General features: G+C 63.2%; 22 protein-coding genes and 2 pseudogenes. 5 read left to right on the plus strand and 19 right to left on the minus strand.

Annotation, left to right across the window (positions count from 1 at the left end):
- Positions 1-2: 2 nt before the first annotated feature.
- Positions 3-1,367, minus strand: coding sequence for a cytochrome ubiquinol oxidase subunit I (locus tag AC5RWT_RS01905; RefSeq protein ID WP_494078895.1), 1,365 nt, complete (start codon positions 1,365-1,367; stop codon positions 3-5).
- A 674-nt stretch (positions 1,368-2,041) separates the two neighbouring features.
- On the opposite strand from AC5RWT_RS01905, the gene AC5RWT_RS01910 reads away from it, so the two are divergent.
- The 4 genes from AC5RWT_RS01910 to AC5RWT_RS01925 all read left to right on the plus strand — a co-directional run bounded on the left by AC5RWT_RS01910 (position 2,042) and on the right by AC5RWT_RS01925 (position 5,895).
- The gene (locus AC5RWT_RS01910) at positions 2,042-3,130 is read left to right on the plus strand and encodes a tyrosine-type recombinase/integrase (protein ID WP_494078896.1); all 1,089 of its coding nucleotides are present in this window, start codon (positions 2,042-2,044) and stop codon (positions 3,128-3,130) included.
- Positions 3,123-3,476 carry a helix-turn-helix domain-containing protein gene (locus AC5RWT_RS01915; protein WP_494078897.1) on the plus strand — a complete coding sequence of 118 codons (354 nt, stop codon included), beginning with the start codon at positions 3,123-3,125 and terminating at the stop codon, positions 3,474-3,476. The genes AC5RWT_RS01910 and AC5RWT_RS01915 overlap by 8 nt, the downstream gene beginning before the upstream one ends.
- The gene (locus AC5RWT_RS01920; protein WP_494078898.1) at positions 3,469-4,947 is read left to right on the plus strand and encodes a site-specific integrase; all 1,479 of its coding nucleotides are present in this window, start codon (positions 3,469-3,471) and stop codon (positions 4,945-4,947) included. The genes AC5RWT_RS01915 and AC5RWT_RS01920 overlap by 8 nt, the downstream gene beginning before the upstream one ends.
- Positions 4,948-5,361: 414 nt before the next feature.
- On the plus strand, positions 5,362-5,895 hold the full coding sequence (locus AC5RWT_RS01925; RefSeq protein WP_494078899.1) for a MarR family winged helix-turn-helix transcriptional regulator: 534 nt from the start codon (positions 5,362-5,364) through the stop codon (positions 5,893-5,895).
- Between the two features lie 71 nt (positions 5,896-5,966).
- Here AC5RWT_RS01925 and panB read toward each other — a convergent pair whose 3' ends face one another.
- The 14 genes and pseudogenes from panB to AC5RWT_RS01995 form a co-directional block, all read right to left on the minus strand.
- Complete coding sequence (gene panB / locus AC5RWT_RS01930) at positions 5,967-6,863, minus strand: 3-methyl-2-oxobutanoate hydroxymethyltransferase (RefSeq protein WP_494078986.1); 897 nt, start codon at positions 6,861-6,863, stop codon at positions 5,967-5,969.
- A gap of 75 nt (positions 6,864-6,938) precedes the next feature.
- A pseudogene (gene panD / locus AC5RWT_RS01935) lies at positions 6,939-7,292 on the minus strand (aspartate 1-decarboxylase); the annotation flags it as partial.
- Between the two features lie 111 nt (positions 7,293-7,403).
- Positions 7,404-8,249, minus strand: a complete 846-nt coding sequence (locus AC5RWT_RS01940) for an enoyl-CoA hydratase/isomerase family protein (protein WP_494078900.1) — start codon at positions 8,247-8,249, stop codon at positions 7,404-7,406.
- A gap of 20 nt (positions 8,250-8,269) precedes the next feature.
- Entirely contained in the window at positions 8,270-9,508 is a 1,239-nt protein-coding gene (locus tag AC5RWT_RS01945) for a CaiB/BaiF CoA transferase family protein (protein ID WP_494078901.1), read from the minus strand.
- Between the two features lie 3 nt (positions 9,509-9,511).
- Positions 9,512-11,011 carry an aldehyde dehydrogenase family protein gene (locus AC5RWT_RS01950; protein WP_494078902.1) on the minus strand — a complete coding sequence of 500 codons (1,500 nt, stop codon included), beginning with the start codon at positions 11,009-11,011 and terminating at the stop codon, positions 9,512-9,514.
- A gap of 66 nt (positions 11,012-11,077) precedes the next feature.
- Complete coding sequence (locus tag AC5RWT_RS01955) at positions 11,078-11,854, minus strand: enoyl-CoA hydratase (protein ID WP_494078903.1); 777 nt, start codon at positions 11,852-11,854, stop codon at positions 11,078-11,080.
- Complete coding sequence (mmsB, locus tag AC5RWT_RS01960) at positions 11,851-12,762, minus strand: 3-hydroxyisobutyrate dehydrogenase (protein ID WP_494078904.1); 912 nt, start codon at positions 12,760-12,762, stop codon at positions 11,851-11,853. The genes AC5RWT_RS01955 and mmsB overlap by 4 nt, the downstream gene beginning before the upstream one ends.
- Positions 12,763-12,800: 38 nt before the next feature.
- Positions 12,801-13,865 (minus strand): enoyl-CoA hydratase/isomerase family protein, encoded by a 1,065-nt coding sequence (locus tag AC5RWT_RS01965; RefSeq protein ID WP_494078905.1) that lies wholly within the window; start codon positions 13,863-13,865, stop codon positions 12,801-12,803.
- Between the two features lie 5 nt (positions 13,866-13,870).
- Positions 13,871-15,007, minus strand: a complete 1,137-nt coding sequence (locus AC5RWT_RS01970; protein ID WP_494078906.1) for an acyl-CoA dehydrogenase family protein — start codon at positions 15,005-15,007, stop codon at positions 13,871-13,873.
- Positions 15,008-15,023: 16 nt separating this feature from the next.
- Positions 15,024-15,956, minus strand: coding sequence for a cytochrome b/b6 domain-containing protein (locus AC5RWT_RS01975; protein WP_494078907.1), 933 nt, complete (start codon positions 15,954-15,956; stop codon positions 15,024-15,026).
- 37 nt (positions 15,957-15,993) lie between these two features.
- On the minus strand, positions 15,994-16,998 hold the full coding sequence (locus tag AC5RWT_RS01980) for an electron transfer flavoprotein subunit alpha/FixB family protein (protein ID WP_494078908.1): 1,005 nt from the start codon (positions 16,996-16,998) through the stop codon (positions 15,994-15,996).
- Positions 16,999-17,013: 15 nt separating this feature from the next.
- Positions 17,014-17,790, minus strand: a complete 777-nt coding sequence (locus AC5RWT_RS01985; RefSeq protein WP_494078909.1) for an electron transfer flavoprotein subunit beta/FixA family protein — start codon at positions 17,788-17,790, stop codon at positions 17,014-17,016.
- Positions 17,791-17,951: 161 nt separating this feature from the next.
- The gene (locus tag AC5RWT_RS01990; protein WP_494078910.1) at positions 17,952-18,734 is read right to left on the minus strand and encodes an enoyl-CoA hydratase/isomerase family protein; all 783 of its coding nucleotides are present in this window, start codon (positions 18,732-18,734) and stop codon (positions 17,952-17,954) included.
- 24 nt (positions 18,735-18,758) lie between these two features.
- Positions 18,759-19,142 (minus strand): SDR family NAD(P)-dependent oxidoreductase, encoded by a 384-nt coding sequence (locus AC5RWT_RS01995; protein WP_494078911.1) that lies wholly within the window; start codon positions 19,140-19,142, stop codon positions 18,759-18,761.
- 235 nt (positions 19,143-19,377) lie between these two features.
- Here AC5RWT_RS01995 and AC5RWT_RS02000 point away from each other — a divergent pair.
- A pseudogene (locus tag AC5RWT_RS02000) lies at positions 19,378-20,655 on the plus strand (ISL3 family transposase).
- A 466-nt stretch (positions 20,656-21,121) separates the two neighbouring features.
- Here AC5RWT_RS02000 and AC5RWT_RS02005 read toward each other — a convergent pair.
- The 4 genes from AC5RWT_RS02005 to AC5RWT_RS02020 form a co-directional block, all read right to left on the minus strand.
- A complete protein-coding gene (locus tag AC5RWT_RS02005) occupies positions 21,122-22,318 on the minus strand; it encodes a serine hydrolase domain-containing protein (protein ID WP_494078912.1) in 1,197 nt (398 codons plus the stop codon).
- A 344-nt stretch (positions 22,319-22,662) separates the two neighbouring features.
- Positions 22,663-23,175 carry a flavin reductase family protein gene (locus AC5RWT_RS02010; protein ID WP_494078913.1) on the minus strand — a complete coding sequence of 171 codons (513 nt, stop codon included), beginning with the start codon at positions 23,173-23,175 and terminating at the stop codon, positions 22,663-22,665.
- A 156-nt stretch (positions 23,176-23,331) separates the two neighbouring features.
- Positions 23,332-25,128 carry an AMP-binding protein gene (locus AC5RWT_RS02015; RefSeq protein ID WP_494078914.1) on the minus strand — a complete coding sequence of 599 codons (1,797 nt, stop codon included), beginning with the start codon at positions 25,126-25,128 and terminating at the stop codon, positions 23,332-23,334.
- A gap of 148 nt (positions 25,129-25,276) precedes the next feature.
- Positions 25,277-26,350, minus strand: a complete 1,074-nt coding sequence (locus AC5RWT_RS02020) for a Zn-dependent alcohol dehydrogenase (protein WP_494078915.1) — start codon at positions 26,348-26,350, stop codon at positions 25,277-25,279.
- Between the last annotated feature and the right edge of the window lie 180 nt (positions 26,351-26,530).

Raw genomic sequence — 26,530 nt, forward strand, 5'->3', positions numbered from 1 at the left:
GGCTACATGATCCTGTAGTCGGTGACGTCGGATTCCTGCGGGGCCAGCGGAACCGGTTTATCCCGTGACAACCTCCGAAGCACGTAGACCGTGGCAACAGTCAGGAGCAGATAGACCACGCAAACAAGGACGAAACCGTAGACGAGCCCGGGAGCGGGGTTGACCGCATCGGAGGTGCGCAGGATGCCGAAAACTATCCACGGCTGGCGACCGACCTCCGTGACCACCCAACCCGCTTCGAGGGCCAGGACGGCGAGAAACCCGGACAGCGCTCCTGCGCGGAGGAACCAGGCAGTCCGCGGGATCTCCTTACGTCGTTTCCACGCTATGGCCAGCCACACTGACAGCGCCAGCAAAGCAAAGCCGGAGCCAACCATGAGCTGGAATGCTATGTGGACCACATTGACGGGTGGTCGTTCATCCTGGGGGACTTCGTTCAGCCCCATGATCTCGGCATTCGGATTGAAGTGGGCCAGCAGCGATAGCCCGGAGGGGATTTCCACGGCATACCGCATCTCGTCGCCGACGACGATCCCGCCCAAATGCAGGGGAGCATTTTGTTGCGTTTCGAAGATGCCTTCCATGGCCGCCAGCTTCACCGGTTGGTTATCAGCCACGAAGTGTGCCGACCAGTCCCCGACCCCGATCTGCAGTGGTGTGAACACCGCTGCGACGGCAAAGGGGATAAGGAAACCGAGGCGGTGGTATTTATCTTTGCGGCCGCGCAGCATGGCGGCGGCGTAGACGCTCGCCATGCCGAACCCGGCCACCATGAAGGCCGCCAGGATCATGTGCACTGTTTGGGAAGGGGTGGCGGGGTTGAACATCGCCGCCCAAGGATCAACGGCGATGATCCGGCCATTGGCTGTGTCGAACCCAGTGGGTTGCTGCATCCACGCATTGGCTGTCACGACGAAAAACGCGCTGGCTACACCTGCGACCAGCACAGGAATGGCCGTGAGCATGTGTACCCGCGGCGGCAGGCGATCCCACGCGTAGAGGTAGATCCCTAGGAAGATGGCCTCGATAAAGAAGGCGATCCCCTCCAACGTGAACGGCAGCCCGATAACCTCGCCGTAGACGCCCATGAGCCCGGGCCACAAAAGGCCCATCTCAAAGGAGAGAATAGTTCCGGAGACGGCCCCAACGGCAAAGAGTACGCCCATCACCCGGGCCCATCTCCTCGCGAGCAGCTTGTAGTTCGGATCCCCGGTGCGGTGGCCACGCCACTCGGCGAGGAGGGTGATGGCCGGCATTCCGACTCCGAAACAGGCGATGACAATATGCCAGCCCAGCGACAGCGCCATCTGCATCCTCGCCGCCATCAGGTCAGCGGCCGTTACCCCAGCCATCAACTCAACCGGCATGGAAAACACCTCCAAGCACAACGCTGAACCAGCCTGCGCTGTTGGACCGATTGCCGCTAGGGTACGCCTATCTTCAGTGCCCCAAAAGGAGTAGAGAGCATAATGTGCCCGTGATCTAGGTTCGAAAGAAGGCCGCTCGCAAGCGTCAAAGACCTTCAGCCTTCGAACCACCCGCATGGTTACACTAGTTCCCATCTGGTCACAGGCTAAGTTATCGGTGTGAGGAGGACTCTTCCACCGAGGCCCCGACACACGGCGAGTGCCGACCTCAATGAGCTGCGGCTGAAACCCGGCGACGCGAAGGACCGTTATCGAGCGGGCCGACCAGCACGGGAGGACCGGAGGCGACCAAGCGCGAACCGTTCCCTGAGTAAGGCGGTGCTGACCAAGCTCAGCCCGCCATTGCGGCTCGGCCTTGGTGAGCAGTTACCTTACATACTCACGGTTATCGGCAGGGAAAGCACGGGAGTTGAAGCAGCTGCGAGAACTCCCGTTCCACGGCTGCTTCGGCGTTTCCGGAGGTCAGACGAGCCTTTGCTGCAACGGCCGCATTGGGATGCCGGACCTGAATTTGCTCCTGGATCCCTTGCCGCTGTAGGTTTCCTGCATCTAATGCATGTTTCCATGGTTTAGGGGTTGCAGTGCGTGGTGCCGTTCCGGGTTTCGTCCTGCGGATGCTGGTGGATCCGGGTGTCGGGCTGTTCAGGGCCGACGAGCGTGTTTTCACCGCCATGCTGGATGGCTGGCGGGCGCAGATGCTGGCCCGTGGGCTCACGACGCAGACCATCAAGCAGCGCTGCCAGCTGCTGGCGCGGTTCCAGGAATTCACCGGTGAGTTTCCGTGGCAATGGCGGCCGGTGGACATAGATGATTTCCTGGCCGGACTGCGTTCCGGTGAGAAGCCGATCAGCCTCAAGACGCTGCGCTCGTACAGCAATGCCGTGGCGATGTTCTGCTCCTACCTGACGCATCCGGGCTATGGGTGGGGCGAGTTCTGCGAACGCACTTTCGGCGATATTCCGAGCCAGATCTGCTTTGAATGGAACACGCCCAGGCACACGACCGATGACGCCGTGCCGGCGCAGCGGCGGGCATTCACCAAGGTTGAGCTGCAACGGCTTTTCGATCACATCGACGATCTCGTCGACCGTGAGTACGCGGCCGGCAGCAAGCGCTGGCTGCCGCTGTTCCGTGATTCAGTGGCGTTCAAAGTCTGTTATGCCTATGGGCTTCGCCGCCGGGAGATGACGATGCTGGATCTGGAGGACTTCGGCCCCAATCCCCACGTCACTGACTATGGCCGCTTCGGTGCCGTCCAGGTGCGATGGGCCAAAGGCACGGCAGGTTCGGGACCCAGGCGGCGGACTGTTCTGACCGTGCCGGAGTTCGACTGGGTGGTGGATCAGCTGCGTACCTGGACCGGCGGGATGCGGGCGCGGTTCCCAACAGCTGACCGGTCATCGGCACTCTGGCCAAGCGAGCGGGGCGCCCGGATGTCACTTGGCAGCTTCGGCGATGCCTTCGCAGCAGCACGCGACGCCGTTGGATTGCCCAAGGAACTGGGGCTGCACTGCCTCAGACACTCCTACGTGACCCACCTGATCGAAGCCGGCTACGACCCGGCCTTCGTGCAGACGCAGGTCGGGCACTCGTACGCCTCGACCACCGGCCTCTACACATCGGTATCGTCGGACTTCAAGCAGAAAACCGTGCAACAGATGATCGCACGCCGCATCACCAGCTTGGAGGACCCAGATGCCTGAACAGCGCCGGATCGGCTACCGCTGGAATTTACGTGCCCTCATGGCCAAGCGCAACCTCTGGAAGACCACCGAACTGATGCCGCTGCTGAAATCCCGCGGAATCTACCTTTCCGAGAGCCAGGTTTACCGGCTGGTCACGGCCACGCCGGAACGCATTCCTGCCAGGACGTTCGCGGCCCTTTGCGACATCCTGGACTGCACCCCCAACGACCTGTTCGAACCCTTCGTCGAGATGCGCGCCGCCGCGACAGCCGACGCACCCCGGCGCAGCGAAGACCTGGGAATCCAACCCGGTAACCCGATCGCCAAACGCATCCGCCTCGTCACCCCCGAGGACGGTGAGTAGGCCCCGCAAGCCGGAGGACCCGATCTGCTGGCCGGTCCCCTGCTCCCGCTGCGGCCAGCACCACCAAACCGTTGCACGGTGGCCCGAGGGCGGAGTCTGCGGCTACTGCTATCAGCAAGCCAAACGCACCCGCGGCATCTGCGCCTGCGGACACGAAGGCGTCCTGCCCGGCCTCATCGACACCCAACCCGCGTGCCGTCGATGCTCGGGCATCCGACTCAACGTCGACTGCTTGGCCTGCGGAGCCGAGGACGAACTTCACAGCGGCGGTCGCTGCTGGACTTGCGTCCTCGGCCATGCCGTAGATGGCCTGCTCACCGACCCGGCCACGGGAACCATGGCCAACGATCTGATCCCGCTGGCGGCGGCGCTGAAGTCGATGAAACGGGCCAACAGCGGCCTGACCTGGATCCGCCAAAAGCACGTAACAGCGTTCCTGCGAAACCTCGCGGTCGCACCCGCGATCACGAACGAAACCTTCGACGGACTGCCCGACTCACGCACCCGCGAATACGTCCGAGGACTCCTCATCGAGCACGGGGTGCTCCCCCGCCGCGACGAACTCCGGATGCGCTACGACAACTGGGCAACGCAAGCCCTCGAACGCGTGAGTGACCTGCAGAACCGTGAAGTGATCCGCCGCTACATCCGCTGGCACCACCAACGACGGATGAACCACATGGACGAAGTCAGCCGCGGAACCTTCCTGCGCGCCAAACAAGAAGTCACCGTGGCCATCGACCTCCTCAACTGGCTCACCGGCCACGGCATCAAACTGCCCGAGCTGCAACAATCCCACCTCGACGCATGGCAAGCAGAAGGGCCAACAACCCGGCGCATCGCCGAGCGCTTCCTCAAATGGGCCATCAAAACCAAAGCCGCTCCGGCAGGTCTCGCCATCCTCCCGCACCGCCGCGGAACCAGTCCCAAACTCGACAAGACAGGACAGGACGAAGCGCTGAACAAGGTACTCCAACTGGACGGACTCGACGTACGGGACAGGGCCGCCGCCATCCTCATCCTCGTCTTCGGACAACAGGCCGAAAACATCGCTCGGCTGACTTGGGACGACGTGACCATCACCGAAGACCTGATCACCATCCGGCTCGGGACAATCCAGATCGCACTGCCTGATTCGCTGGACCTGCCGTGGCGGGAACTCGCTGAGAATCCCGGCCACAACCTCACCGCCTCACACCCGAGCACCAACTGGGTATTCCGCGGAATCGCGCCCGGGCGCCACATCGACCCAGGTCACCTGACAGTGCGACTCCGCAGACTATTCAGCACTCGGGCGGCACGGCTCGGAACTCTCCACGAACTCACCAAACTCGCGCCCGTGGCCATCATTGCCGATGCGCTGGGCTACTCCCCGGTTACCATCGAACGCCATGCCACTGACTCGGCCGCCGCCTACGCCCAATACATCGCAGCAGCAAGAACCTCCCGGCGAAACGCGCCACGTGTCTAACAGGCGTTCGGCCGACACGGTCCGAACTTTCGAGAGGGCAACCTGTTAAGAGGGCCAATGGCAACGGCGGAAATCGCCTACTCCCGGCCCATGAATACCCGCGCATGCCAGTTTGCCTAGTCAGAAGTGGCTTCGGTGACGTGGAGTGGAGAAGATCCAACATAGCCTCAAACTACCGGGCATACTCTCGACTGCCGGCTTATCGATCCACGCGGAGCCGTAACATCAACCTTGCTCAGCATTCAAGTTAAACCGTGCTGAGCCCCCGGGTTGCAAACGCGGGTTATTGGTGGCTAGATAGCGCTCCGTTCCATGTTGCGACCACTGAGATAAATAGTAGGGATCCCTAGTATCTAGGGTATGCATGCGAGAATTGCGTAAGAGCAGTTGCTCTAGATTTGAAAAGGAGATGCAGTGCCTACGCCCGTCCCGTTGTCCAAAGATCCCATAGCCGAGGCACAGCGCCATTGGGTTGAGCGCGGCTGGGGGGATGCCGCGGACGGCATGGCTGCCGTCACAGCAGTGATGCGGGCTCAGCAGATCCTGCTTAGCCGAGTGGAAGCAGCCCTCAAACCGTACGGATTGACTTTTGCACGGTATGAACTGCTCGCGCTTCTTAGTTTCACTAAGAGGGGTTCGCTGCCGATGGCTAAGGCAAGCGCGCGGCTGCAGGTCCATCCGACCAGCGTCACCAACGTGGTGGACCGTTTGGAGCAGGCCGGCCTCGTTCGCCGACTGGCCCACCCGACTGACGGAAGGGCCACGTTGGTGGAAATCACGCCCGAGGGCAGAGCGACTGCTTTGCGTGCCACTGATGCGCTGAACGAATCTGTATTCACCCGTACAGGGTTCACCGATCAGGAAATCTCCAACCTTGTCGAGGTCTTAACACGCTTCAGGCGTGAGGCCGGAGATTTCGATGAAACTGCACGGCTTGAGGACTATTAGCCCAGGTCCGCCGCGAAGCGGTGGTTCGACGGTTTGAGTTGGATTCGGAACGGATGTTTCCTGGATCCTGATCAGGGTTGGAAGGAGTGCTCGGGGCCGGGGAACCGTCCTGAGCGAACGTCCTCAGCGTATGCCTGGGCTGCATCAGCCAAGACGGTCCGAAGGTCTGCGTATTGCTTGACGAATTTGGCCATTTTTCCGCCGCGCAGGCCTGACATGTCCTGCCACACCAGAACCTGACCGGTGGTTGAGTTCCCTGCGCCGATGCCGATAGTCGGCACTGCCAGGGCGGAGTCAACGGCCGCCGCTGTTTCGGCCGGCACCATTTCCATGAGCACGGCGAAGGCTCCGGCCTCTTCCAGGGCCACGGCGTCATCGACCAGCCGCTGGGCATCATCACCGCGTCCTTGAACACGGTAGCCACCGAGGGCATGTTCGCTCTGCGGTGTGAAGCCGATATGCGCCAGGACCGGGATACCGGCCTGGACCATTGCCCTGACTGTTTCCGTATAAAAGCTGCCGCCTTCAATTTTCACTGCTTGGGCGAGGCCCTCCTTGAGAAACCGCACGCCCGTGGCGACTGCCTGTTCGGGAGAGACTTCGTAGCTGCCAAACGGCAAGTCCGCGACTACCAAAGCGCGTTTGGCCGATCGAGCAACTGCCCGGCAAAGCGGAAGCAGCTCGTCCACCGTGACGGGCAGGCTGGTGTCGTTACCGAACACGTTGTTGGAAGCAGAATCACCGACGAGCAGCATCTCAATACCCGCTTGGTCGAAGATTTCGGCGGTGTACTGTTCGTAAGCGGTGAGCATCGCGAAATGCTCTCCATTCTCCTTGGCCTGCTGCAGATGATGGGTCCGGATTCTGCCCGCCGTCCTCGTTACCTGCCCGGACGCCGGAAGACCTGAACCGGATGGACCATTTCCGTACGGAGCCGGCACCTCGGCGGATGCATCCAACGCGGGGATGGTGCTTAGCCATGAGTTGTTCAACGCGAAGGGCGGGCGCAGCAGGTCCGCTGCGACACCTTCGGCAGGATCATTGCCGAGCCGGGTGATCCTGTTCTGCCGGTCCACATGGACTATCCGGGGGCTGTATGCCCTGGCCTCTTCGGTAGTCATATCGGCATAGGAGATAAGGATGACGATGTCATCTACTTGGACCAGATGTGCGGCCGCGCCGTTGATCCCGATGACACCGGAGCCGCGTTCCCCGGCGATGGTGTAGGTCTCCAGCCGGGCGCCGTTGGTGACGTCAACGATCGTAGCTAGCTCACCGGGCAGGATGCCGGCGGCGTCCAACAGGTCCAAATCAACCGTAACGGAGCCAACGTAATGCAGGTCGGCGTGCGTAACAGTGGCCCTGTGGATTTTTGACTTGAATATCTTTCGTTTCATGAAATGCCTGCATTCTTTCGGCACCGGTGGTAGCCCACCAGGGCGAACTCTCGCGACACGGTTCTAAGCAGCCCCACGGCCATCGCCTCTGGATCAGGAATGTGCAACGGCTTACCGCTCCACGCCATCACTTTCGTTCACTAGAAAACGTTCGAGCCGGCAGTCGGGGCCGGTCCATTCAAACTTCGGTGCCTTCTTGCCGAGGAAGGCCTGTATGCCGATTTCAGGTTCTCCGCTGGCCGCCATTTCGCGTTGCCAGACGGCGTTGCGTTCTGCCAGGTTGGTTCCGCCTTCCGCGATGACGTCGACGATGTCTTTCATGGCCTGGATGGACAGTTGTGAGCGGGTGGCGAGGCGTTCGGCGAAGTCCGCGACTTCATTCCAGAAGTCTGTTTCGGGGACGACGCGTGCCAGTAGTCCCAGTGCCATGGCGTCGGTGGCGTTGATGAAGTCGCCGCTGAAAAGCAGGTACTTCGCTGTCGCGGGGCCGGCGAGCCGGACCAGCCGTTCGATGCCGGAAAGCGGGTAGACGATGCCGACTTTGGCCGGTGTGATGGCGAAGGACGCCCGGTCTGAGGCGATGCGGATGTCGCAGGCCCCGGCAATCTGCCAGCCTCCGCCGATGCAGTACCCGTCGATCGCGGCGATGGTCGGTTTGTGGAAGCGTGCCAGGGCGTTCTCACCTGCGGTGACGTGGCCGCCGTCGTGCCGCCCGGTCCCGGGATCGTGCAGGATCTCTTTGAGGTCGCTGATGTCCGCGCCGGCGGAGAAGTCCTCTCCGGCGCCGCGGACGATAACAACTTTGACGGTGTCGTCCGCTCCCAGCCGGTCGAGGAGGGGCTCGAACTGCTGCCACATGTGCTTGGTCAGGGAGTTGCGGCGTTGCTGGTTGTCCATGACGATGGTTGCCACAGACCCGTCCTGTTCAACCCTCAACGTTCCGGCGGTTGCGGCCATGGGTTGCTCCTGTATCTCGGTCATGCCCCGACCTGCACGTTCCGGCCTTCGAATTGCCGGACGACTCCGGCCTCGATCAGTCCCTGGATCTGCTCCGGTGTCAGCAGGAGCCGTTCGAGCACGCTCCGCGTATCTTCGCCCAGCGCGGGCGGGGCCTTCCGGATGGGAGTGGCTTCACCGTTGATGGAGAGTGGGCCGCGCAGCAGCGGCAGCTCGGTTCCGTCATAGCGGTGCACCGTGCGGATCATATCGAGGTGCTTGACCTGGCTGTCGTCGAAGACCTGCTGGTAGTTGTAAATGGGCCCGGTGGGTATGCCTGCGCGGCGGAACTCCTCGACCCAGACGGTACCCGGCCGGTGAGCAAGCAGTTCTTCGAGCCGGGTCTTCAATTGCCCGCGGTTTTCCGAGCGCAGCTTGCCGGTTGCGTATTCCGGCGCCGCTGCGAGGTCCGGGGCACCGAGCAATTCGCACAGCAGCTGCCATTGTTTGTCGCTGCCGACGGCGATGATGATGGGGATGTCGGCGGTCTTGAATACGCCGTAGGGTGAGAGCACCGGGTGGTTGTTGCCCTGCGGGACGGGCACTTCACCCGTGCTCAGGTAGCGCTGGCCCTGGAACGCGGAGATCGCCAGCGCCGATTCGAGCAGCGAGGTGGACACAGAGGCTCCGGTGCCGCCGCGTTCGCGGGCCGTCAGGGCGGCGGCGATGCCGAAGGCGGTGAACACTCCGGCGTAAATGTCGATCACCGGCAGCCCGGTACGGTACATGTGCTCTTCGTCGGCGCCGGTGACCGACATCAGCCCGGACATTCCCTGGGCGACCTGGTCCAGTCCTGCGGTCTGGCTCAGAGGACCGGTGGCGCCGAAGCCGGTGATGGAGGCGATGATCAACTCGGGTTTCTCGGCGCGCAGTTCGTCCGGGTCCAGGCCCATGTCGGTCATGACGCCGGGGCGAAAGTTTTCGATCACGACGTCGGCGGCCAGTGCCATGACGCGCAGCAGCTTCCGGCCTTCGGGAGTGTAGAAGTCGACGGCGATGGAATCCTTGCCGCGGTTTACCGAGTCGAAGTAGAGGCTGTGTTCGTTTTCGAACGGCGGCCAGGACCTGCTGGAGTCCCCGCCTTTGGTGCTTTCTGCCTTGATGATGGTCGCGCCCATGTCTGCCAGCAGCGCCGTGGCGTAAGGGCCCGCGAGGGCCCGGCTCAGGTCTAGGACGGTGATGCCGGCCAGCGGCGCGTCCGGGGCGGTCGGCTCGGTCATGGTTCAGCCCCGCAGTTTCACGTTGATTTGCTTGGTCTGGGTGAAGCCGGCGAGCATGCCTTCGAGTGAGACTTCGCGGCCGATACCGCTCTGCTTGTACCCGCCGTAGGACTGGCCGACGACCTGTCCGCCGCCCTGGTTGACCTGGACCCAGCCGGCCTCGACCCGGTGGGCCGTGTTCAAGGCGTTATCGAGGTTGTGGCTCCACACGTAGGCGGCGAGGCCGAAGTGGGTGTCGTTGGCCATGCGGACGACGTCGTCGACGTCTTTCCAGGGGATGGCCACGAGGACGGGTCCGAAGATTTCTTCCTGCGCGAGCCGGAACTCGTTCCGGGCCCCGCCGAAGACGGTGGGCAGGTGGTAGTAGCCTTCGGTCAGCGGGCCTTCCGTCGGGGCTTCCCCGCCAAGTGCGACGGTCAGGCCGGAACTGGTGCGGCCTTCCTCGAGGTACTGGCTGATCTGGGTGAACTGGCTGTTGTTGATGATGGCGCCCATGTCGGTGGCCTCGTCCAGCGGGTCACCGACTTTCAGTGCCCCGAGTTTGGTCACGAGCCGGTCGAGTACTTCGTCATAGATGTCCTCGTGGAGGAAAAGGCGTGAGCCTGCGGTGCAGCTTTGGCCCTGGCGGGTAAAGCGGGACGCCGCGAGCAGCCCGTCGATGAGTTCATCGTCAACGGCGTCAGGGAAAACGATCGAGGGGTTCTTTCCTCCCAGTTCCAAGGACACGTGGGCCAGACGTTCGCCGGCCTGGCGGGCGACGCCGCGGCCAACCTCGGTGGAGCCCGTGAAGGACACTTTGTCGACGCCGGGGTGGTCGGCCAGCGCGGCACCAATTACACTGCCGCGGCCGGTTAAGGCGTTGACGACGCCGGCGGGCAGGTGGGCGTTGCAGATTTCGGCCAGCAGCAGGACCGTCAGCGGAGCATCGTCGGCGGCCTTCATGATCACCGTGTTGCCTGCCGCCAGCGCGGCCGGGATCTTGAATCCGGCGATCATCAGCGGAGAGTTCCAGGGCAGGATGCAGGCAACGACGCCGAGCGGTTCCAGCCGGGTGTACTGCAGCTGCCCCTCCCCTGCCGGCAGGGTGGTTCCCTTGACCTCGCCGGCGATCCCGGAGAAGTAGCGGAACAACGCCACCAGGGTCGTGACTTCGGGGCGGGCCTGGGTGCGTAATGCGTTGCCGGTGTCCAGGGCGGTCAGGCGGGCGAATTCCTCGGCCCGGGCCTCGATGTCATCGGCGATCCTGGCCAGCGCGCGGGCCCGTTCGGTGAAATGGACCGAACGCCAGGCCGGGAACGCTGCCCGGGCCGCTGCCACGGCACGGTCCACGTCCTGGGTGCCGGCGGAGGGTACCCGCGCGATCACGGCCTCGCGCCGGGCGGGGTTGCGCACGTCGCGCCATTCCCCGGTGGACGCTTCCACTTTTTCACCGTTGATCCACATCGGCTGGTTCGTCCCGTCCAGGATGGAACCGGTACGCGGGTCAATGCTTACGTCAGTCATGCTTTCCTCGCATTCAAGAACTTGGTGCCCCGGGAGGCGGAAATTTAGGAGGCGGTGCCGGCCGGGTCATCGGTGGGTGAAGTCTGCCGGACGTTTCTCGATGAAGGCCTGCATGCCTTCCTTCTGATCCTGTGTGGCGAAACTGGAGTGGTTGAGCCGGCGTTCCACGTGCACGCCCTCGGCGAGTGACATTTCGAAGGCAACGTTCACGGCCTCCTTCGCGAGGAAGGCGATGGGCTTGGACATGCCCGCAATAGCCGCCGCGGTGGAGCGGGCCTCATCCAGCAGTTTCTCCGCCGGAACGACGCGGGCCACCAGTCCGGATTGTTCGGCTTCCTCGGCGCCCATTATCCTGCCGGTAAGCACCATTTCCATGGCCTTGGCCTTCCCGACTGCCCGCGTCAAGCGTTGCGTACCGCCCATGCCCGGGATGACACCGAGCTTGATTTCGGGCTGGCCGAATTTGGCGTTGTCGGCTGCGATGATGAAGTCGCAGATCATGGCCAGCTCGCAACCGCCGCCCAGGGCGTGTCCGGCTACTGCCGCGATCAGCGGGGTGCGGATTTTGGCCAGGTGGTCCCAGTCGGCGAAGAAGTCCGCCTGGTACATGTCCATGTAAGACTGCGGTGCCATTTCCTTGATATCGGCCCCGGCGGCGAAGGCCCGTTCGGAGCCTGTGAGGATGATCGCCCCGATGCCGGGATCCCGATCGAATGCCTGTGCGGCGTCCAGGACCTCGGCTGCCAATTCCGCAGTCAGTGCGTTCAGTGCCTCCGGTCGGTTCAGGGTGATGGTGCCGACGCGACCATCCTGTTTGACCAGAATGGTCTTGTACTCGCTCATACTGTTTCCTCTGTCTTGGAAGTGGACCGGATTTCTTCGATGATGCCGGAGAAGTCTTTGCCCGCTCCCTCGCCTTCGGCGAAACGGCGGTAGATTTCCTCGGCCATGGCGCCCATGCGCCCGTTTACCCCGGTGGTCTCGAGGGCGTGGACCGCCAGGCCGAGGTCCTTGGCCATCAACGCGCCGGCGAAACCGGGCTGGAAGTCCCGGTTGGCCGGACTCGTCGGGACAGGGCCGGGGACCGGGCAGTTCGTGGTCAGCGCCCAGCATTGGCCCGTGGCGTTCGCGGCGACGTCGAAGAGCGCCTGGTTGGACAGGCCAAGCTTTTCCCCGAGCACGAAGGCCTCGGACACAGCGATCATGGACACGCCCAGGATCATGTTGTTGCAGGCCTTGGCTGCCTGGCCGGCGCCCGGCCCGCCGCAGTGCACGGACCGCTTGCCCATGGCCCGCAGGATCGGTTCCGCCTCATGGAAGTCAGCTTCGGACCCGCCGACCATGAACGTCAACGTTGCGGCCTCCGCCCCGACAACCCCACCGGAGACCGGCGCATCCAGGCCCCGGTGCCCGGCGGCATCGACGAGTCCGTGGACCTGCCGCGCATCGTCGACGGCGATAGTGGAACAATCCAGAAACAATGAGCCGGGTTTGGCAGCGCCAAGCAGACCGTCCGGTCCTCCGTAGACGGCCAGCACGTGGCGGCCGGCCGGAAGCATCGTGATGATCACGTCTGCCCCGCGGACCGCGTCCGCCGCCGACTCCGCAACAAAGATGCCCTTGCAACGGGCACCTGCAATGGCCGCAGGCACCAGATCGAAGCCCGACACCGTGTGGCCGGCCGCGACAAGGTTGGCTGCCATCGGTCCGCCCATGTTCCCAAGCCCAATAAACGCTATGCGTGAACCCATAAGATCTTTTCTCCCTTGGCAAAAGTTATGTCGGTTGTCTACCTGTTTAATTGGTGCACTGTCTCGGTGGCGAGCATCAGCTCACGCGCTCCCAAGTCGGCGAAATGCGCCTCGACGGCTTGTGTATCCACGTCCGGCAGCGAGGCCGGAGCCCACCGCGGGCTGCGGTCCTTATCGATGACCTGTGCCCTGATGCCTTCCCTAAAATCAGGTCCTGCCAAACACCGAAGCGATACCCGGTACTCCTGGTCCAATACGTCTTCCAACGTTCCCAGGGCACGCGCCCGGCGCAGCGACTCCAGCGCCACCTTCACAGCTGTCGGGGACTTGGCCAGAATCGAATCCGCCGCACGCCCCGCCGCGGGTTCTCTGCTTGCTTGCAGGGCTCGGACAATCTCCTCGACAGTGTCAAAGGCATAGCACGCATCGATCCATGCCCGCTGGGCAGCAAGGGAGGACGCCGGGAAGTAGTTCTGCGTGAAAGAGTCCACGGCTTCCTTTGCCTCGGTCAGGGCAAGGGCCTCGATCAGCGCCGGGATTTTACTGCTGTCCACGAAGTGATCGGCCAGGCCCAACGCCATGGCGTCAGTGCCAGTGATGCTGCCGGCGGCCAGGGCAAGGTGTGTGCCAAGTTCCCCGGGAGCCCTGGAGAGGAGGTAGGTCCCGCCGACGTCGGGGACGAAGCCGATGCCGGTCTCCGGCATGCCCAGCCTCGTCCCCTCTGTCACGATCCGGATGGATCCGTGCGCTGATACGCCGACTCCGCCGCCGAGCACAACGCCGTCCATCAGGGCTACGTAGGGTTTCGGGTAGCGGGCGATCAGGGCGTTGAGCGGGTACTCATCCGCCCAGAACCTTGCGGTGTCGGCACCTCCGGCCAGCGCGTCATGATAGATCGCGACGATGTCCCCGCCCGCGCACAAGCCTCTCTCCCCGGCACCCGACACCAGAACGGCGGACACGCCGTCGTCGTCCTGCCACTGCTCCAGCGCGGAGGCGATCGCCGTGACCATGCCGTGGGTCAGCGCGTTCATCGCCTTGGGCCGATTCAAAACGATATGCCCCAACCGGCCCTCCCGTTTGATGAGTACTTCTGCATCCATGCTGCTCAAACCTCCGCTATCGTCCGGCCAACAATGAGACGCATGATCTCGTTGCTGCCTTCAAGGATCTGATGCACGCGCAGGTCGCGCATGATCTTTTCCAGCCCGTACTCGGCCAGGTAGCCGTAGCCGCCGTGGAGCTGGATCGCCGAGTTCGCGGCATTAAAGCCGGCGTCGGTGGCCATGCGCTTGGCCATCGCGCACAGCCGGACGGTGTCCTTCGAGCCCGTGTCGAGGGCGTACGCAGCGCGCCGCAGCAGGGTACGGGCGGACTCAAGTTCCATGTCCATGTCCGCGAGCTGGAACAGCAGGGCCTGCTTCTCGATCAGCGGCGCTCCGAACGCCTCGCGCTCCTTCAGATACGCAACCGACTTCTCCAGTGCGGCCTGGCCGCCGCCGAGTGAGCAGGCGCCCATGTTGATGCGTCCGCCATTGAGACCCTTCATCGCGATGCCAAAGCCCGTCCCTTCCTCGCCGAGTCGGTTGCCCGCCGGGATCCGGACGTTCTCCAGGATCACCTGGCGGGTGGGTTGGGCGTTCCAGCCCATCTTCTTCTCGTTAACACCAAAGGACAGGCCGGCAGTGTCGGCAGGGACGAGGAACGCGGTGATACCGCGGCTGCCCGTGTTCGCGGTGCGCGCCATGACGATATAGAGGGCAGAGGCACCGGCCCCCGAAATGAACTGCTTGACCCCGTTGAGCACGTACTCGTCGCCGTCCCGCAGCGCCCGGGTGGTAAGCGCTGCAGCGTCGGAACCGACGCCGGGTTCTGTCAGGCAGTAACTTCCCAGCCCCTCCATCGAAGCCAGCAGGGGCACCCACTCAGCGCGCTGCTCGTCGTTGCCGAACGCGTCGACCATCCACACCACCATGTTGTGGATGGAGATATACGCGGCGATGGACGGATCGGCCTTGGCGAGTTCCTCGAATATCAGCACAGCGTCGCTCCGCGTCAGACCCGACCCGCCGTAGTCCTCAGCGGCGTAGATCCCGCCCAGGCCGAGCTCTCCCGCCTCACGCAGTACGTCGACGGGAAAATGCTTTGCATCGTCCCATTTCGCAGCGTTGGGGGCCAGCTCCCCGCGGGCAAAGTCCCGCACGGTGTCGACCAGCGCCAGCTGGTCCTCGTTGAGTTCAAACATGGTATTCCTTTCCTCCCTACCGGGAGACCTTTCCCATGAGGGAGGCGATGGGCCGCAGGAAGATCGGACGGGCAAGGAACCAGGCTGCGGCCATAACGGCAATGGACGCGGCGAAGATCCAGAACCCGACCCAGCTCGCGTCATCCCGCGAGGCGTACATATGGTTCAAATTGCGCAGGGCCCCGGTCATCAGGACCAGAGCAACGTGCGTCACAATGAAGAACACGAAGTAAATCATTACGGGCAGGTGGATGGCCCTAGCCAACTCCACGGGATAGAACCGGTTGAGCGTCTCTGCGTCCTTGGGCCACGCACCGGACATACGCAGTCCAGTGATCAGGGCCAGCGGCGCGGCGATGAACACCGTCAGGAAGTAGGCCAGGACCTGCAGACTGTTGTAGTTCACCCAACCGTTCTCCATGGGCCAGTTGAACGAGGCGTACTGCAGTGCGGTGGACACCGCGTTCGGGATCACGTCCCAGCTGGTCGGGACGATCCGCATCCACTGGCCGGTCGCGAACAGCAGGACTATGAACACCGCGCCGTTGAGCACCCACAACACGTCCAGGCTCTGATGCAGCCACAAATCCAGGCTGACCTTCTTCGGCGGGTTCTTCGTCTTGAACGGGCCCTTGTTGTTCCGGGTCCAGTAAGCCTTCGGACGTGCCGTGGTGCGGACCTGCCACCCCGTCCGAATGATCAGCACCATGAAGAACGCGTTCAGGAAATGTTGCCAGCCAAGCCAGGCCGGCAACCCCGTCGGGGCCGACGCCGGCGGTTCCAGATGGCCGGGATACTCGGCTAGGAAGCCTTCCACGGTGGGCAGGGTCCGCAGCCACTTGGCAGCCAGGACGAAGAGCAGGAGCACAACGACGGCGACACCCACTGTGACGGCCAGCCGAACCGTCTTGTTCTGCGGCAGCAAAGCCGTCTTCGTTCTCGTAGGCATCGCACGGTCTCCTTTCGTGAAGCGGAAGCTTTAGGGGCTAGTTGGACTGAGGGGAGAGCGCGTCAGCGTTCTCCGCCCGTTCACCGAGGGCTTCAATGAGCTGCGGGACCACAGTAAAGACATCGCCGACTATGCCGAAGTCGGCTACGTCAAAGATCGGAGCATCCTCGTCCTTGTTGATCGCCACGATGGTCTTCGCCGTCTGCATGCCCGCCCGGTGCTGGATGGCACCCGAGATCCCGAGCGCCACGTACAGCTGCGGGGATACAGTCTGCCCCGTCTGGCCCACCTGGTGCGTCTGCGGAATATAGCCGGCGTCAACCGCCGCGCGTGAGGCGCCTACGGCGGCGCCGAGGGCGTCCGCCAGCTGCTCGACAAGGACGAAATTCTCCTTCGAACCCAGGCCGCGGCCTCCGGAGACGACGGTCGCCGCACCGCGCAGCACGGGCCGGCCGGAGTCGGAGCTGGCGGGGTGGACCTGCTCGATGACCGCAGCCTTGTCTACCTCAGCTTCCAAAGACATCGTGGTCACTTCAGGCGAAGCCGCCGGCGCCCGGTCCTCGAGTGCGCCCTGACGCAGCGTGATGACCGCTAGTCCGGACTCCACAGTGGATTCCACGTTGTAGGCGCCGCCGAAGACCGAATGGACCGCGACCGCTGCCCCGTCGCCGCCGAGATGGACGTCAATCGCATCCACTAGCAGTGCCGCGTTCGTCCGCACCGCAGTGCGCCCGGCTATCTCGCGGCCCTCGACGGAGTTCGGCACGATGACGGCCGACGGCGCGAACCGCCCGACGGCTGAGGCCAGTGCGGCCGTCTGGGCGGAGCCGACGAGCTCTCCGACAACGGGACTCTCAACAATGTAGACGTGCTGGGTGCCCAGTTCACCCAGCTGCTCGGGCAGGGCAGCGCCTTCACCCGGCTTCACTACGGCCACGGCGACCGGAGCTCCAAGCTTGGCAGCTGCCGCGATCACGGCAGTGGCGCTGCCGCCGACGGTGCCGGAATGCGAAATTTCAATGAATGCGATGACGTTTGCCATATCAGTCTCCTCGGATCAGATCAGGCGGCTGGCGACCAGGAACTCGGCCAGCTCAACGCCGGCGTTTCCTTCGTCGATGATTTTCCTGCCCGCGGAACGGGCCGGACGCTCGGCCGTGCTCACGACCACTGAACGCGGTGTCTCAACAGGGTCGGCGCCAAGGCCAAGGTCGGCGAGGGAGAGCGTCGCCAGCGGCTTGCGCTTGGCCGTCATGATGCCCTTGAAGTTCGGAAAGCGGGCCTCCGCCGAACGCTCCGTCACGGACACGACTGCCGGAAGATCAGCCCGCACTGACAGGGAACCGCTGTCCACAGCGGCCACTCCGGAAACCGAAGACCCGGAAATCTCGGCCGAATCCAACGAAGACAGCAGCGGCAGTCCCAGATACTCCGCCACCATCGCCGGAACTATGCCGCCGCGGCCGTCCGTGGACTCGTTACCGGCAATCACCAGATCGAAACCGGTCTGCTTCACCGCAGCGGCCAGCGCCTTGGCCGTGCGGACGATATCGGCCCCAGCCAACGCGTCGTCAACCACATGGACCGCGGAGTCAGCGCCCATCGACAGCGCCTTGCGCAGCGCCTTGGTCGCACCCTCGGGACCGGCAGTCATCACTACGATCTCCGTTCCCTTATTCGAGTCCTTGTAACGCAGTGCCACCTCAAGAGCACGCTCGTTGATCTCGTCGATGACACTCTCGCCGGCGTCGCGGTCCAGCAGGCCCGAGGCAGGATCAAGCTTTCGCTCCTCCTCGGTATCCGGTACCTGCTTCACCAACACGATGATCTTCATGGAACCGCTCCTCCTGATGGGGTGATGTCACTTTAGAACTGAAACCAGACTACTTTGACCTCCTAATATTTACTAGGGAGTCCAAGTATTTTTTTCTGGTGCTGCGTCCTGCCCGCCAGCCAGCATCGTCTTGGTGTCAGCAATAGTCGCCTGCTGGCAAACTAATCGCGGCTTCGCGGGCGGCTGCGTTCCGCGAAAGCGGCAATCCGGTTCTGCGTATCCTGGCTGGAGACCATTGACGCGATTGTTTTTGCTTCGTCATCCAAGTGGGCGGCGTAGGATGACAGGCGGTGGGCAGTGAGCAGACGCTTGGTTGGACTCAGAGTTTGGCTTGCTCCACCTGCCCGCCGCTCCGCGACTTCCTGTACCCGGGTCTGCAGCCTTTGTTCTTCGACCAACTCGTTGACCAAACCCCAGTCGAGGGCCTCTTGGGCTGAGGCCACCCTGCCCGCAAGACAGACCTCGGCGGCCCGACGTGGGCCGACCATCTGGGGCAGCAGGTAAGAGACCCCGCAGTCGGGGGTTAAGCCGACGCCGGCGTACGCGCTCAGAAATGAGGCTTGGGGTGAAGCCACGACAAAGTCGGCATTGAGTACCAGCCCGAGCCCTGCACCGGCGGCGGGTCCATGGACCGCCGCGATTGTCACGAGGCTGGAGCGGGCCAAGGCCTGGATCCCTTCGTGCATTTTTCCGGCAAGTTTGCGAAGAAACGCAGCCCGGTCGTGCGATTCGGCCATGCCAACGACGTCGCCACCTGCACAAAAGAACTTCCCGGCACCCTGGAGGATGAGAACATGGCAGCCCGGGGCCGCATCAGCCTCGCAGACTGCGGCATGGAATTTTTCCGCCAGCGCAATGCTCAGGGCATTAGCCTCATTGGGACGGTTCAGGGTCAGCCACAGCAATGGGCCTACCCGCTCAACCTTTATGTTGTCGAAATTCATGCGTGCTCCTTGATGCTTCCCTGTCTAGCGCGGTGCCAGCCGGATGGCGCCGTCCAGCCGGATTGTTTCGCCGTTGAGCATGGGGTTCTCGATGATATGGGCTGCAAGCGCAGCGTATTCCTCTGGCGTTCCCGGCCTGGACGGGTGAGGCGTCTGCGCGCCGATGCCGGCAACCCCGGCCTTCGACCCCGGATAGGCCGCCTGCCCGATCGGGCCATCAAAAGCCGCCACCGACGCAGTATTGATGATGACGCCCTGCTCCTCGGCATCCGCTGGAGACTCAATCATGCGGGCCCCCGCCAGCCGGATCACATTGAAGGTCCCGATGAGTTGATCTCTAACACCCGGCGGAAATCCGGCAGTGAAGTAGTGGCGCGCCGTCATGCTTACGATGGCGCCAAGCGTCAAGACCCCTTAACCCAAGTACTCGGCAGGCCTTTGCCGTCTAAATGACGCGCATGACGTATGCCGATAGCCATGAGAATGATCCCCGCGGCGACCGCAGCTGTGACTCCAGTGGTCGCGAGCTGCGGGTGGCCATTGGGGCTCATCAACTTTTAGCGTGGTGTCCCTGAATTGAAGGGGCTCGCAGTCCTGCGAGCATAGGTGTTGTCGAGACATCTATTGCTGAGGACTACGAGCCTTGTTACAGGTTACGCGTGAGGTCGACGCTGCGTCGATTTTGTTCAATCTCGAGGGCCATGTTGTGCTGTGTCCGCCGAGCGGACGGCAGCAGGACGCAGTGTGCTGGTGGAGCCGGTGGAGCGGGAAGGGGCATGCCCGTCCTGCGGCGTGTTTTCTTCGGTGGTGCATTCACGCCCCGTGCACCGTGTCCGGGACGTTCAATGCGGAGGCGGATCATTGGAGGTGCTGGTCCGCAAGCGCCGCCTGGTCTGCCGTGAGCAGCAGTGTTCACGCCGTTCATTTGTGCAGACCACACAGTAGCTGCCGCTGCGGGCCCGGGTAACGACCCGCCTGGTTGAGGACATTGTCGATACCCTGGCCGCCGAGTTGCGGGCGGTCTCCCGGGTGGCTTCCCATGCAGGCGTCTCTTGGACAACCGCGATGCGCATCGTCTCCGGCACCGCTGCTTTGGAAGGAAACGTAGACCGGCGCCTGGTGCGCCGCCTCGGAGTCGATGAACACCGCTTCCGCACCGTGCGCTACCTCAAGAACGACGATGGCAAAGTCATCCGGGTCGAGCCGTGGTCGATCGTGTTCACCGACCTGGACACCGGGGCGATCCTCGACATTGTCGACGGCCGGCGCGGCCAGGCTGTCAGAGACTGGATCGGAGCCCGGCCACGCTGGTGGCGCAAGCGCATCGAAATGGTGGCCATGGACATGTCCAGCGAATTCCGCCGGGCAGTGCGGACGGTCCTGCCGAAAGCGCTGATCACCGTCGATCAGGCACGTGGTGGCGCGGGCGAACCAGATGATCACCGACGTGCGCCGGCGCCGCTCCCACGACCTGCACGGCCGCCGGGGCAGGGCCAGCGACCCGGCATGGAAATACCGGAAACTGCTCACCTGCAATCAGGAACGGATGTCCCTGGCCCAACGGGGGCGGCTGAAGGAAATCATTGCCTCCGAGATTGAGCTGGGAGTCGTCTGGGGCATCAAGGAACACGTCCGCCAATTGCTGCGGACCCGCACCATCAATGACTTTCAGCGGGCCTGGGCAGCACTGGAGCACGCAGTGAAGGCCACGAAGATGCGTGAGGCAAAATCGCTGTTCGCGACGTTGAAAATGTGGCGACGGGAGTTGCTGACGTTCTGCCGCAGCGGTGTGACGAACGCCCGCAGCGAGGCAGCGAACCTGACGGCGAAGAACCTCAAACGAATCGGCCGCGGCTACAGAAACCATGGCCATTATCGGCTCCGGTTATTGTTGTACACGGCAGCTCAACAAGCGTGCTGAACACCTGCACCACGTTCTAAGTGGAAGAGCCGCCATTGGCGAAGCAGTCCCTATGATGACCCTAGCTTCGGCCGTCAGAAGCCTCGTTTCGGCTGAGCTCAGACCAAGGCAGTGACCTGTCAAGCGAGACAGCCGTGCGTGGTAAGCGGTCGCCACTATGTTGACTATCAAAACGGCGTCCACGAGGACGGTCGCTGCGTTGATGAGCGGGGAGCGCTGCCGGTTCAGTTTCAGGTCCGCGAAGGGTGCAGGCACGCAGCTCCACCACAGTCACTATAAGCAGGTGGTAATGGCAGCGATGCCAGCACTCGTGAGGATGGAGGGAGAAGTCCAACCCCAGGTGCGACCTTGCGCGAGTGCAACTAGGCAGACATGAGCGCGCTCGAGAAGGGTGCCGCTCCGAGAAGGTCGAACCTTTACCGGCGATCAGTGTTCCGCAGCACTCGGCCAGTCTTGGCCGGGGCTCTCACAGGCAGGTGCGGAGGGCATCTAGGATCGCCATAGTGCGGACCTCACCCAGGAGACTGCTGCTGAGCTGGTTCTGGGTGTAGCCGAAACCGAGGCGGTTCTCGACGTCCCCGAATCCAAGGGCGCCGCCGGCGCCCTTGTGACCGAACGAGGTCGGGCCGAGCATGGGGATCCCGGGGTTGTCGAGCATGAACCCGGTCCCGAAGCGGCTGGGTCCGATAGTGACCCGGTCGGGTCCGTAGACGAGCTCGGTGCGTGCCTGCTCGACGGTTTCGGGCTGGAGCAGGCGGACGCCGTCGACCTCCGAAACGGTGGCGGCGTACATCTTGGCCAGGGAGCGTGCATTGGTGACGCCGTTGGCGGCGGGATGCTCGTGGCGCAGAGCGTCGCGAGTGTTCCAGGCCGCGCCGTCGGGGGTGGGCAGCACGCCGTTGGTCGAAAGGACCCGCGAGAACAGCGAGCCAGGGTCTCCGAGTGCCGTAAGAACCTCGAGCACGGCGTTCCTGACCGCGGGATCGGCCACAGAGTCGAGTGTGGAGGGGGCAGGGTTGCCGTTGAGCAGTGGTGCGTAGTCGGGATGGACGTCGTCGGGCAGGCCGATCCAGAAGGTCAGGGAGAGTGGCTTGACGACGTGCTCGGCGAATAGTGCGGAAACTGTGCTGCCCGTGGCCCGGGCGACGAGCTCGCTGACCAGCCAACCGAAGGTCAATGCGTGATAGCCGTGCGCCGTTCCGGGCTCCCAGAGAGGCCGTTGCGCGGCGAGTGCAGCGGCCGCCGGCGCGCCGGCGAAGAGCTGCTCCCGGGTCAGCGGCGCCTCGGGGACCGGGAGGCCGGCCTGATGGCTTAGGAGTTGGCGGACGGTGACGGATTCCTTGCCGTTGACCGCGAACTCGGGCCAGTAGTTGGCGACCCGGGCATCGAGGTCGATGCTGCCAAGCTCGGAGAGCCGGTGCAGGAGGATGCTGGTCGCGCCCTTGGTAGCCGAGTAGACGAGAGTGACCGTGTCGGCAGCCCAGTCACGGCCCTCGGCGGGGTCCGACTGGCCAGCCCAGATGTCCACGACGGGCTGGCCGTCGAGGTAGATCGCCAGCGAGGCGCCTACCTCCTCTCCATCAATGAAGTTGGCCGCGAACGCGTCGCGGACCTTCTCGAATCCGTCGACGACGAGGCCGTCGACCTTGATGTTCTCGCTCATGAGTCCGTCTTTCTTTTCGCACCGGCAGGTTCATGCACATCGAGGATCCCTTCTGCAGCACGCGCGGCACACTCCCTGCAGGCGGCGCCGCTAGTTGCGGGCGAGCCGCGGACAGGCTGGATAAGTCGGAAGCGTAGCCGTAAGTAGACCCCAGTGCAATGGATCTATAAAGTCCATTAATTCAACTTGAGTAGTCCAGAATAGACATCGTCAATTTAACCCCACAGGAATCTATCCAACAGGACAGTGGGTGCATCACGTTGTGGATGTCCCGAAAAACCAGCGGCCACGAGGCACACATGCGTTGCGGAATCACATGTGACGTGGAGACCCTCGTAGAAGTACTAAATCACGTCCAATGGAGTGTCGTTGGCGAAACTACGAAAGCGCGAGCCATGCCAAATGAGCGGTTCGGTGTTCTCGTCGACGCCCAGGCGTGTAACTTCGAGAAGAATCATCCAGTGGTCGCCAGCGTCGTTCTCATCGTGAATCTTGGTCTCAAGCCATATCGCAGCGTCCTCGATGTATACGGCTCCTGACTCGTTGACCTCGACTGCTACATGTTCGAAGCGCATGGCGCGGTCCTTGCCGGCGAGTTGGCGTGTGAGCGGACCCTGGTCTTGGGCGAAGATCGACACGCCGATCGTGTCGGCCTGGCGGATCTGGGGCCACGTCTCGGAGTTCTTTTGGATGGCTACCGCCACAAGGCACGGCTCAAGAGAGACGCCGACCATGAACGATGAGGCAACCATCGCGTGCTTCTCACCGTCGAGGTCGACGGCGAGAACCGAAACTCCGGACGGGAAGTGGGCAAACGTTTTCCGGACGAGCATCTGGTCATCGTGGAATTCGTCCACTTTAGTAGGGTGTTCTAGGGTGACCGTCATGCGGTCTCTGGTGGCCGACGTACGCTCTCTTGGGCTCAACATTTTGCTTTCTTTCTTAGGGTGTACACACACGGAACCGCTTGTATTGCCGGTGGGTGGATTAGTTTTCAGTTGAGGTTCCATCAGTCAGGTGAGAAGCCCTGTGGAGTGCGGTTGGATGGTCGTTTCAGCGTCGGCCCCCATAGTGTCGGCTTCGGTCAGTACGGGTGTCTTGAACCCGGTGAACTGCTCCTCGCGCCACTCGGGTACCTCGTCAATGTGGTTGTCGAAGCGGTGCTGCTCGAGGTCGCGCAGTTCGACCCGGCGGATCTTGCCCGAGGAGGTCTTTGGCAGCTCTGCGAACTCGATTCGGCGTATGCGTTGGAAGGGCGCGAGACGTTCCCGGGCGAACTTCAGGATCTGTTGGGCGGTCCGGTCGTCGGCCTGCCATCCCTCGGCCAGGACGATGAAGGCTTTCGGGATGGCCATGCGGATGTCGTCAGGGGCCGGAACCACGGCAGCTTCGGCGACTGCGGGGTGTTCGAGGAGAGCGCTCTCGAGCTCGAACGGGCTGATCTTGTAGTCGCTGGACTTGAAAACGTCGTCGGTGCGGCCGATGTAGGTGATGTATCCGTCCTCGTCGCGGCTGGCGACGTCGCCGGTGTGGTAGTAGCCGCCTGCCATCGCCTCATCATTACGCACCGGGTCTTCGGTGTAGCCGACCATCAGCCCGGTGGGGCGCCTGGCGAGGTCGATACAGATCTCGCCCTCGTCGCCGGGCTGTCCGGTGAGCGGATCGACCAGGACGGTAGGCACTCCGGGCAACGGGCGGCCCATGGAGCCGGGCTTGAGGAGGTGGCCGGGACTGTTGGCAATCTGCACCGAGGACTCGGTCTGGCCGAACCCGTCCCGGATGGTCAGACCCCAGTGGGTGCGGACCTGTTCGATGATCTCGGGGTTGAGCGGCTCTCCCGCGGAAACAACTTCCCGCAGGGAACCCGGCCCGCCGCTGAGGTCAGCCTGAATCAGCATTCTCCACACGGTGGGTGGTGCGCAGAAGGTAGTGACCTTAGCCCGGCGGAGCTGTTTCTGTAGAGCGGATGCGTCGAACCGGGTGTAGTTGTAGACGAAGATCGTCGCCTGCGCGATCCAGGGGGCGAAGATGCTGCTCCATGCGTGCTTGGCCCACCCGGGCGAGCTGATGTTCAGATGGACGTCACCGGGTTGGAGCCCGATCCAGTACATTGTCGAAAGGTGTCCGACGGGATAGCTGACCTGGCTGTGTTCGACAAGCTTGGGCCGGCTGGTGGTGCCCGAGGTGAAATAGATCAATAGCGTGTCATCGGGCCGGGTGATGGCCATGCGGGGGCGCCCTGGAAACTGGTCGGCATCGTCGAACCGACGCCAGCCCTGAGGTGCTGACTCTGCCCCCGAAGTTCCAGTCACCACGATCTTGGTCATGCGCTCTGCGAACGTTTCGAACTTCGGCGTGTCTGCAGCGTTAGCGATGACGTAGCGGGCGCGGCCGCGCTCAATCCGGTCGGCCAGGTCCTCGGCCTGCAGGGCAGTGGTGGTGGGCATGATGACCGCACCGAGTTTGGCGATAGCCAGCACCGAGACCCACATCTCGACCTGATTTCCCAACATCAACATGACACGATCGCCTTCGCCCACTCCTTCGTCGGCCAACAAATCGGCGACCTGGTCCGAACGGTGCGCGATGTCGTCGAAGGTGTACTTCTGCTCCGAACCGTCCTCCTCGACGATCCACAAAGCCGTGCCGGTATTGCCACGGGCGTAACCGTCGAACCAATCGGTCGCCCAGTTGAAGCAGCCGGGGAAGACCGGCCAGGCGAACTCCCCAACAGCGCTCTCGTAGTCGGTGCGGTGGCGCAGCAGCAGGTCTCGCGCGCGGGCGTAAATCTGAGTAGCAGTAGACGTCATGGCAGACCGGTCCTCTTTCTATGCCGGGACATTTCGGTGGGGCAGGGCGTGCTGGATTCCGCACGAGTCCAGGGGCCGAATCGGATAAACCGAGTCGGCCCGGTTGGTGCCGACTGATACCACTGAGGACTGTAGGGCCTCTGTGGTATCAGTCGAACCGTATGATGGTCCGGGCGGAAACACCGGCCGCGAGATCGTCAAGAGCGGAGTTGACGGCATCGAGGGGAATCTGGCGATCGACGAGGATGCCGAGGTCTAGCTGCCCAGCCCCGTCCAGTTCGAGGATTCGAGGGAAGTCGCGCCGGACATCCGCGCCTCCGTAGCGTGAGTATTTGATTGACTTCCCGGTCAGCGTGTCACCGATAGTGATGGGCAGGGGCGCGTCGAGTGGCCCGATACCGACGATGGTCAGTGCCCCCCCCGGGCGTAGCGCGTCGAAGCAGAGACGTAGCGTAACGGGTGCGCCGACGCAGTCCAGCGCGTGGTCGGCGCCGACACCTCCGAGGAGGTCCTGGATAGAGCTGGCCGAGGCCTCGTCACCGGTGAGAACATCGGTCGCCCCGCAGATCCGGGCAAGCTCCGCCTTAGCTGGGGCACGGTCGACCGCGATGATACGAGCGGCACCGGCGAGGCGCGCCCCTTGGATCGCCGACAACCCGACTCCCCCGCAACCGATGACGACGGCAGTGTCCCCTGGGCGGATCCGCGCGGTATTCACTGCGGCACCGACTCCGGTCGTCACCGCACACCCCACTAGAGCTGCCACGTCGAACGAGTGCCGGTCGGTGAACGGAACCAAGCAACGCTCGTCGATGACGAGCGCGTCGGCGAACGTACCAAGTCCATTCATAGAAGGGATGGCCTTCCCATCGACGTGGATCCGCGCAGGGAGTCCGCTCCAGATAGTGCCTGTGCATAGGTGCGGCTGGCTGACCAGACACTGGCGGCACTCGCGGCAAGCCGCCTGCCAGGCGAGGATCACCCGCTGACCCGGCGCGACAGAGGTAACGTCGGAGCCGACCTTCTCCACGACACCAGCGCCTTCGTGCCCGGGGACAATCGGAAGCGTCCTACCGAACTTGCCCTGGGACAACGAAAGATCGGAGTGGCAGACCCCGCTGGCGATCATTCGAACCAGAGCCTCACGTGGACCCGGATCCGGAAGTGTCATCTCCTGGAGTACCAGTGGTTGCCCAAATTCCTCCAAAACTGCTGCCTGCATACAGTACTCCTTTGTACGGTCGTGTCGCCCAGGGCCGATATGGGTCTAGGCGGGGGATGTTCGACGCACTATCTGTCGGCGGAAATTCTCGCCGTCGTCTCGGATATCGCCCGCAGCCTCGAGCGCCGCCCAGCGTCGGGGGCACACCCTGCGGCTCGACGACGGCGACGAACTGTTCGA

The sequence above is a fragment of the Arthrobacter sp. Dra40 genome, from assembly GCF_059091905.1.

Coding starts and splice junctions, on each gene's coding strand:
- AC5RWT_RS01905 (WP_494078895.1), bottom strand. CDS start 1,367: ATGCCGGTTGAGTTGATGGCTGGGGTAACGGCCGCTGACCTGATGGCG.
- AC5RWT_RS01910 (WP_494078896.1), top strand. CDS start 2,042: ATGCTGGTGGATCCGGGTGTCGGGCTGTTCAGGGCCGACGAGCGTGTT.
- AC5RWT_RS01915 (WP_494078897.1), top strand. CDS start 3,123: ATGCCTGAACAGCGCCGGATCGGCTACCGCTGGAATTTACGTGCCCTC.
- AC5RWT_RS01940 (WP_494078900.1), bottom strand. CDS start 8,249: ATGGCCGCAACCGCCGGAACGTTGAGGGTTGAACAGGACGGGTCTGTG.
- AC5RWT_RS01945 (WP_494078901.1), bottom strand. CDS start 9,508: ATGACCGAGCCGACCGCCCCGGACGCGCCGCTGGCCGGCATCACCGTC.
- AC5RWT_RS01950 (WP_494078902.1), bottom strand. CDS start 11,011: ATGACTGACGTAAGCATTGACCCGCGTACCGGTTCCATCCTGGACGGG.
- AC5RWT_RS01955 (WP_494078903.1), bottom strand. CDS start 11,854: ATGAGCGAGTACAAGACCATTCTGGTCAAACAGGATGGTCGCGTCGGC.
- mmsB (WP_494078904.1), bottom strand. CDS start 12,762: ATGGGTTCACGCATAGCGTTTATTGGGCTTGGGAACATGGGCGGACCG.
- AC5RWT_RS01965 (WP_494078905.1), bottom strand. CDS start 13,865: ATGGATGCAGAAGTACTCATCAAACGGGAGGGCCGGTTGGGGCATATC.
- AC5RWT_RS01970 (WP_494078906.1), bottom strand. CDS start 15,007: ATGTTTGAACTCAACGAGGACCAGCTGGCGCTGGTCGACACCGTGCGG.
- AC5RWT_RS01975 (WP_494078907.1), bottom strand. CDS start 15,956: ATGCCTACGAGAACGAAGACGGCTTTGCTGCCGCAGAACAAGACGGTT.
- AC5RWT_RS01980 (WP_494078908.1), bottom strand. CDS start 16,998: ATGGCAAACGTCATCGCATTCATTGAAATTTCGCATTCCGGCACCGTC.
- AC5RWT_RS01985 (WP_494078909.1), bottom strand. CDS start 17,790: ATGAAGATCATCGTGTTGGTGAAGCAGGTACCGGATACCGAGGAGGAG.
- AC5RWT_RS01990 (WP_494078910.1), bottom strand. CDS start 18,734: ATGAATTTCGACAACATAAAGGTTGAGCGGGTAGGCCCATTGCTGTGG.
- AC5RWT_RS02005 (WP_494078912.1), bottom strand. CDS start 22,318: ATGAGCGAGAACATCAAGGTCGACGGCCTCGTCGTCGACGGATTCGAG.
- AC5RWT_RS02015 (WP_494078914.1), bottom strand. CDS start 25,128: ATGACGTCTACTGCTACTCAGATTTACGCCCGCGCGCGAGACCTGCTG.
- AC5RWT_RS02020 (WP_494078915.1), bottom strand. CDS start 26,350: ATGCAGGCAGCAGTTTTGGAGGAATTTGGGCAACCACTGGTACTCCAG.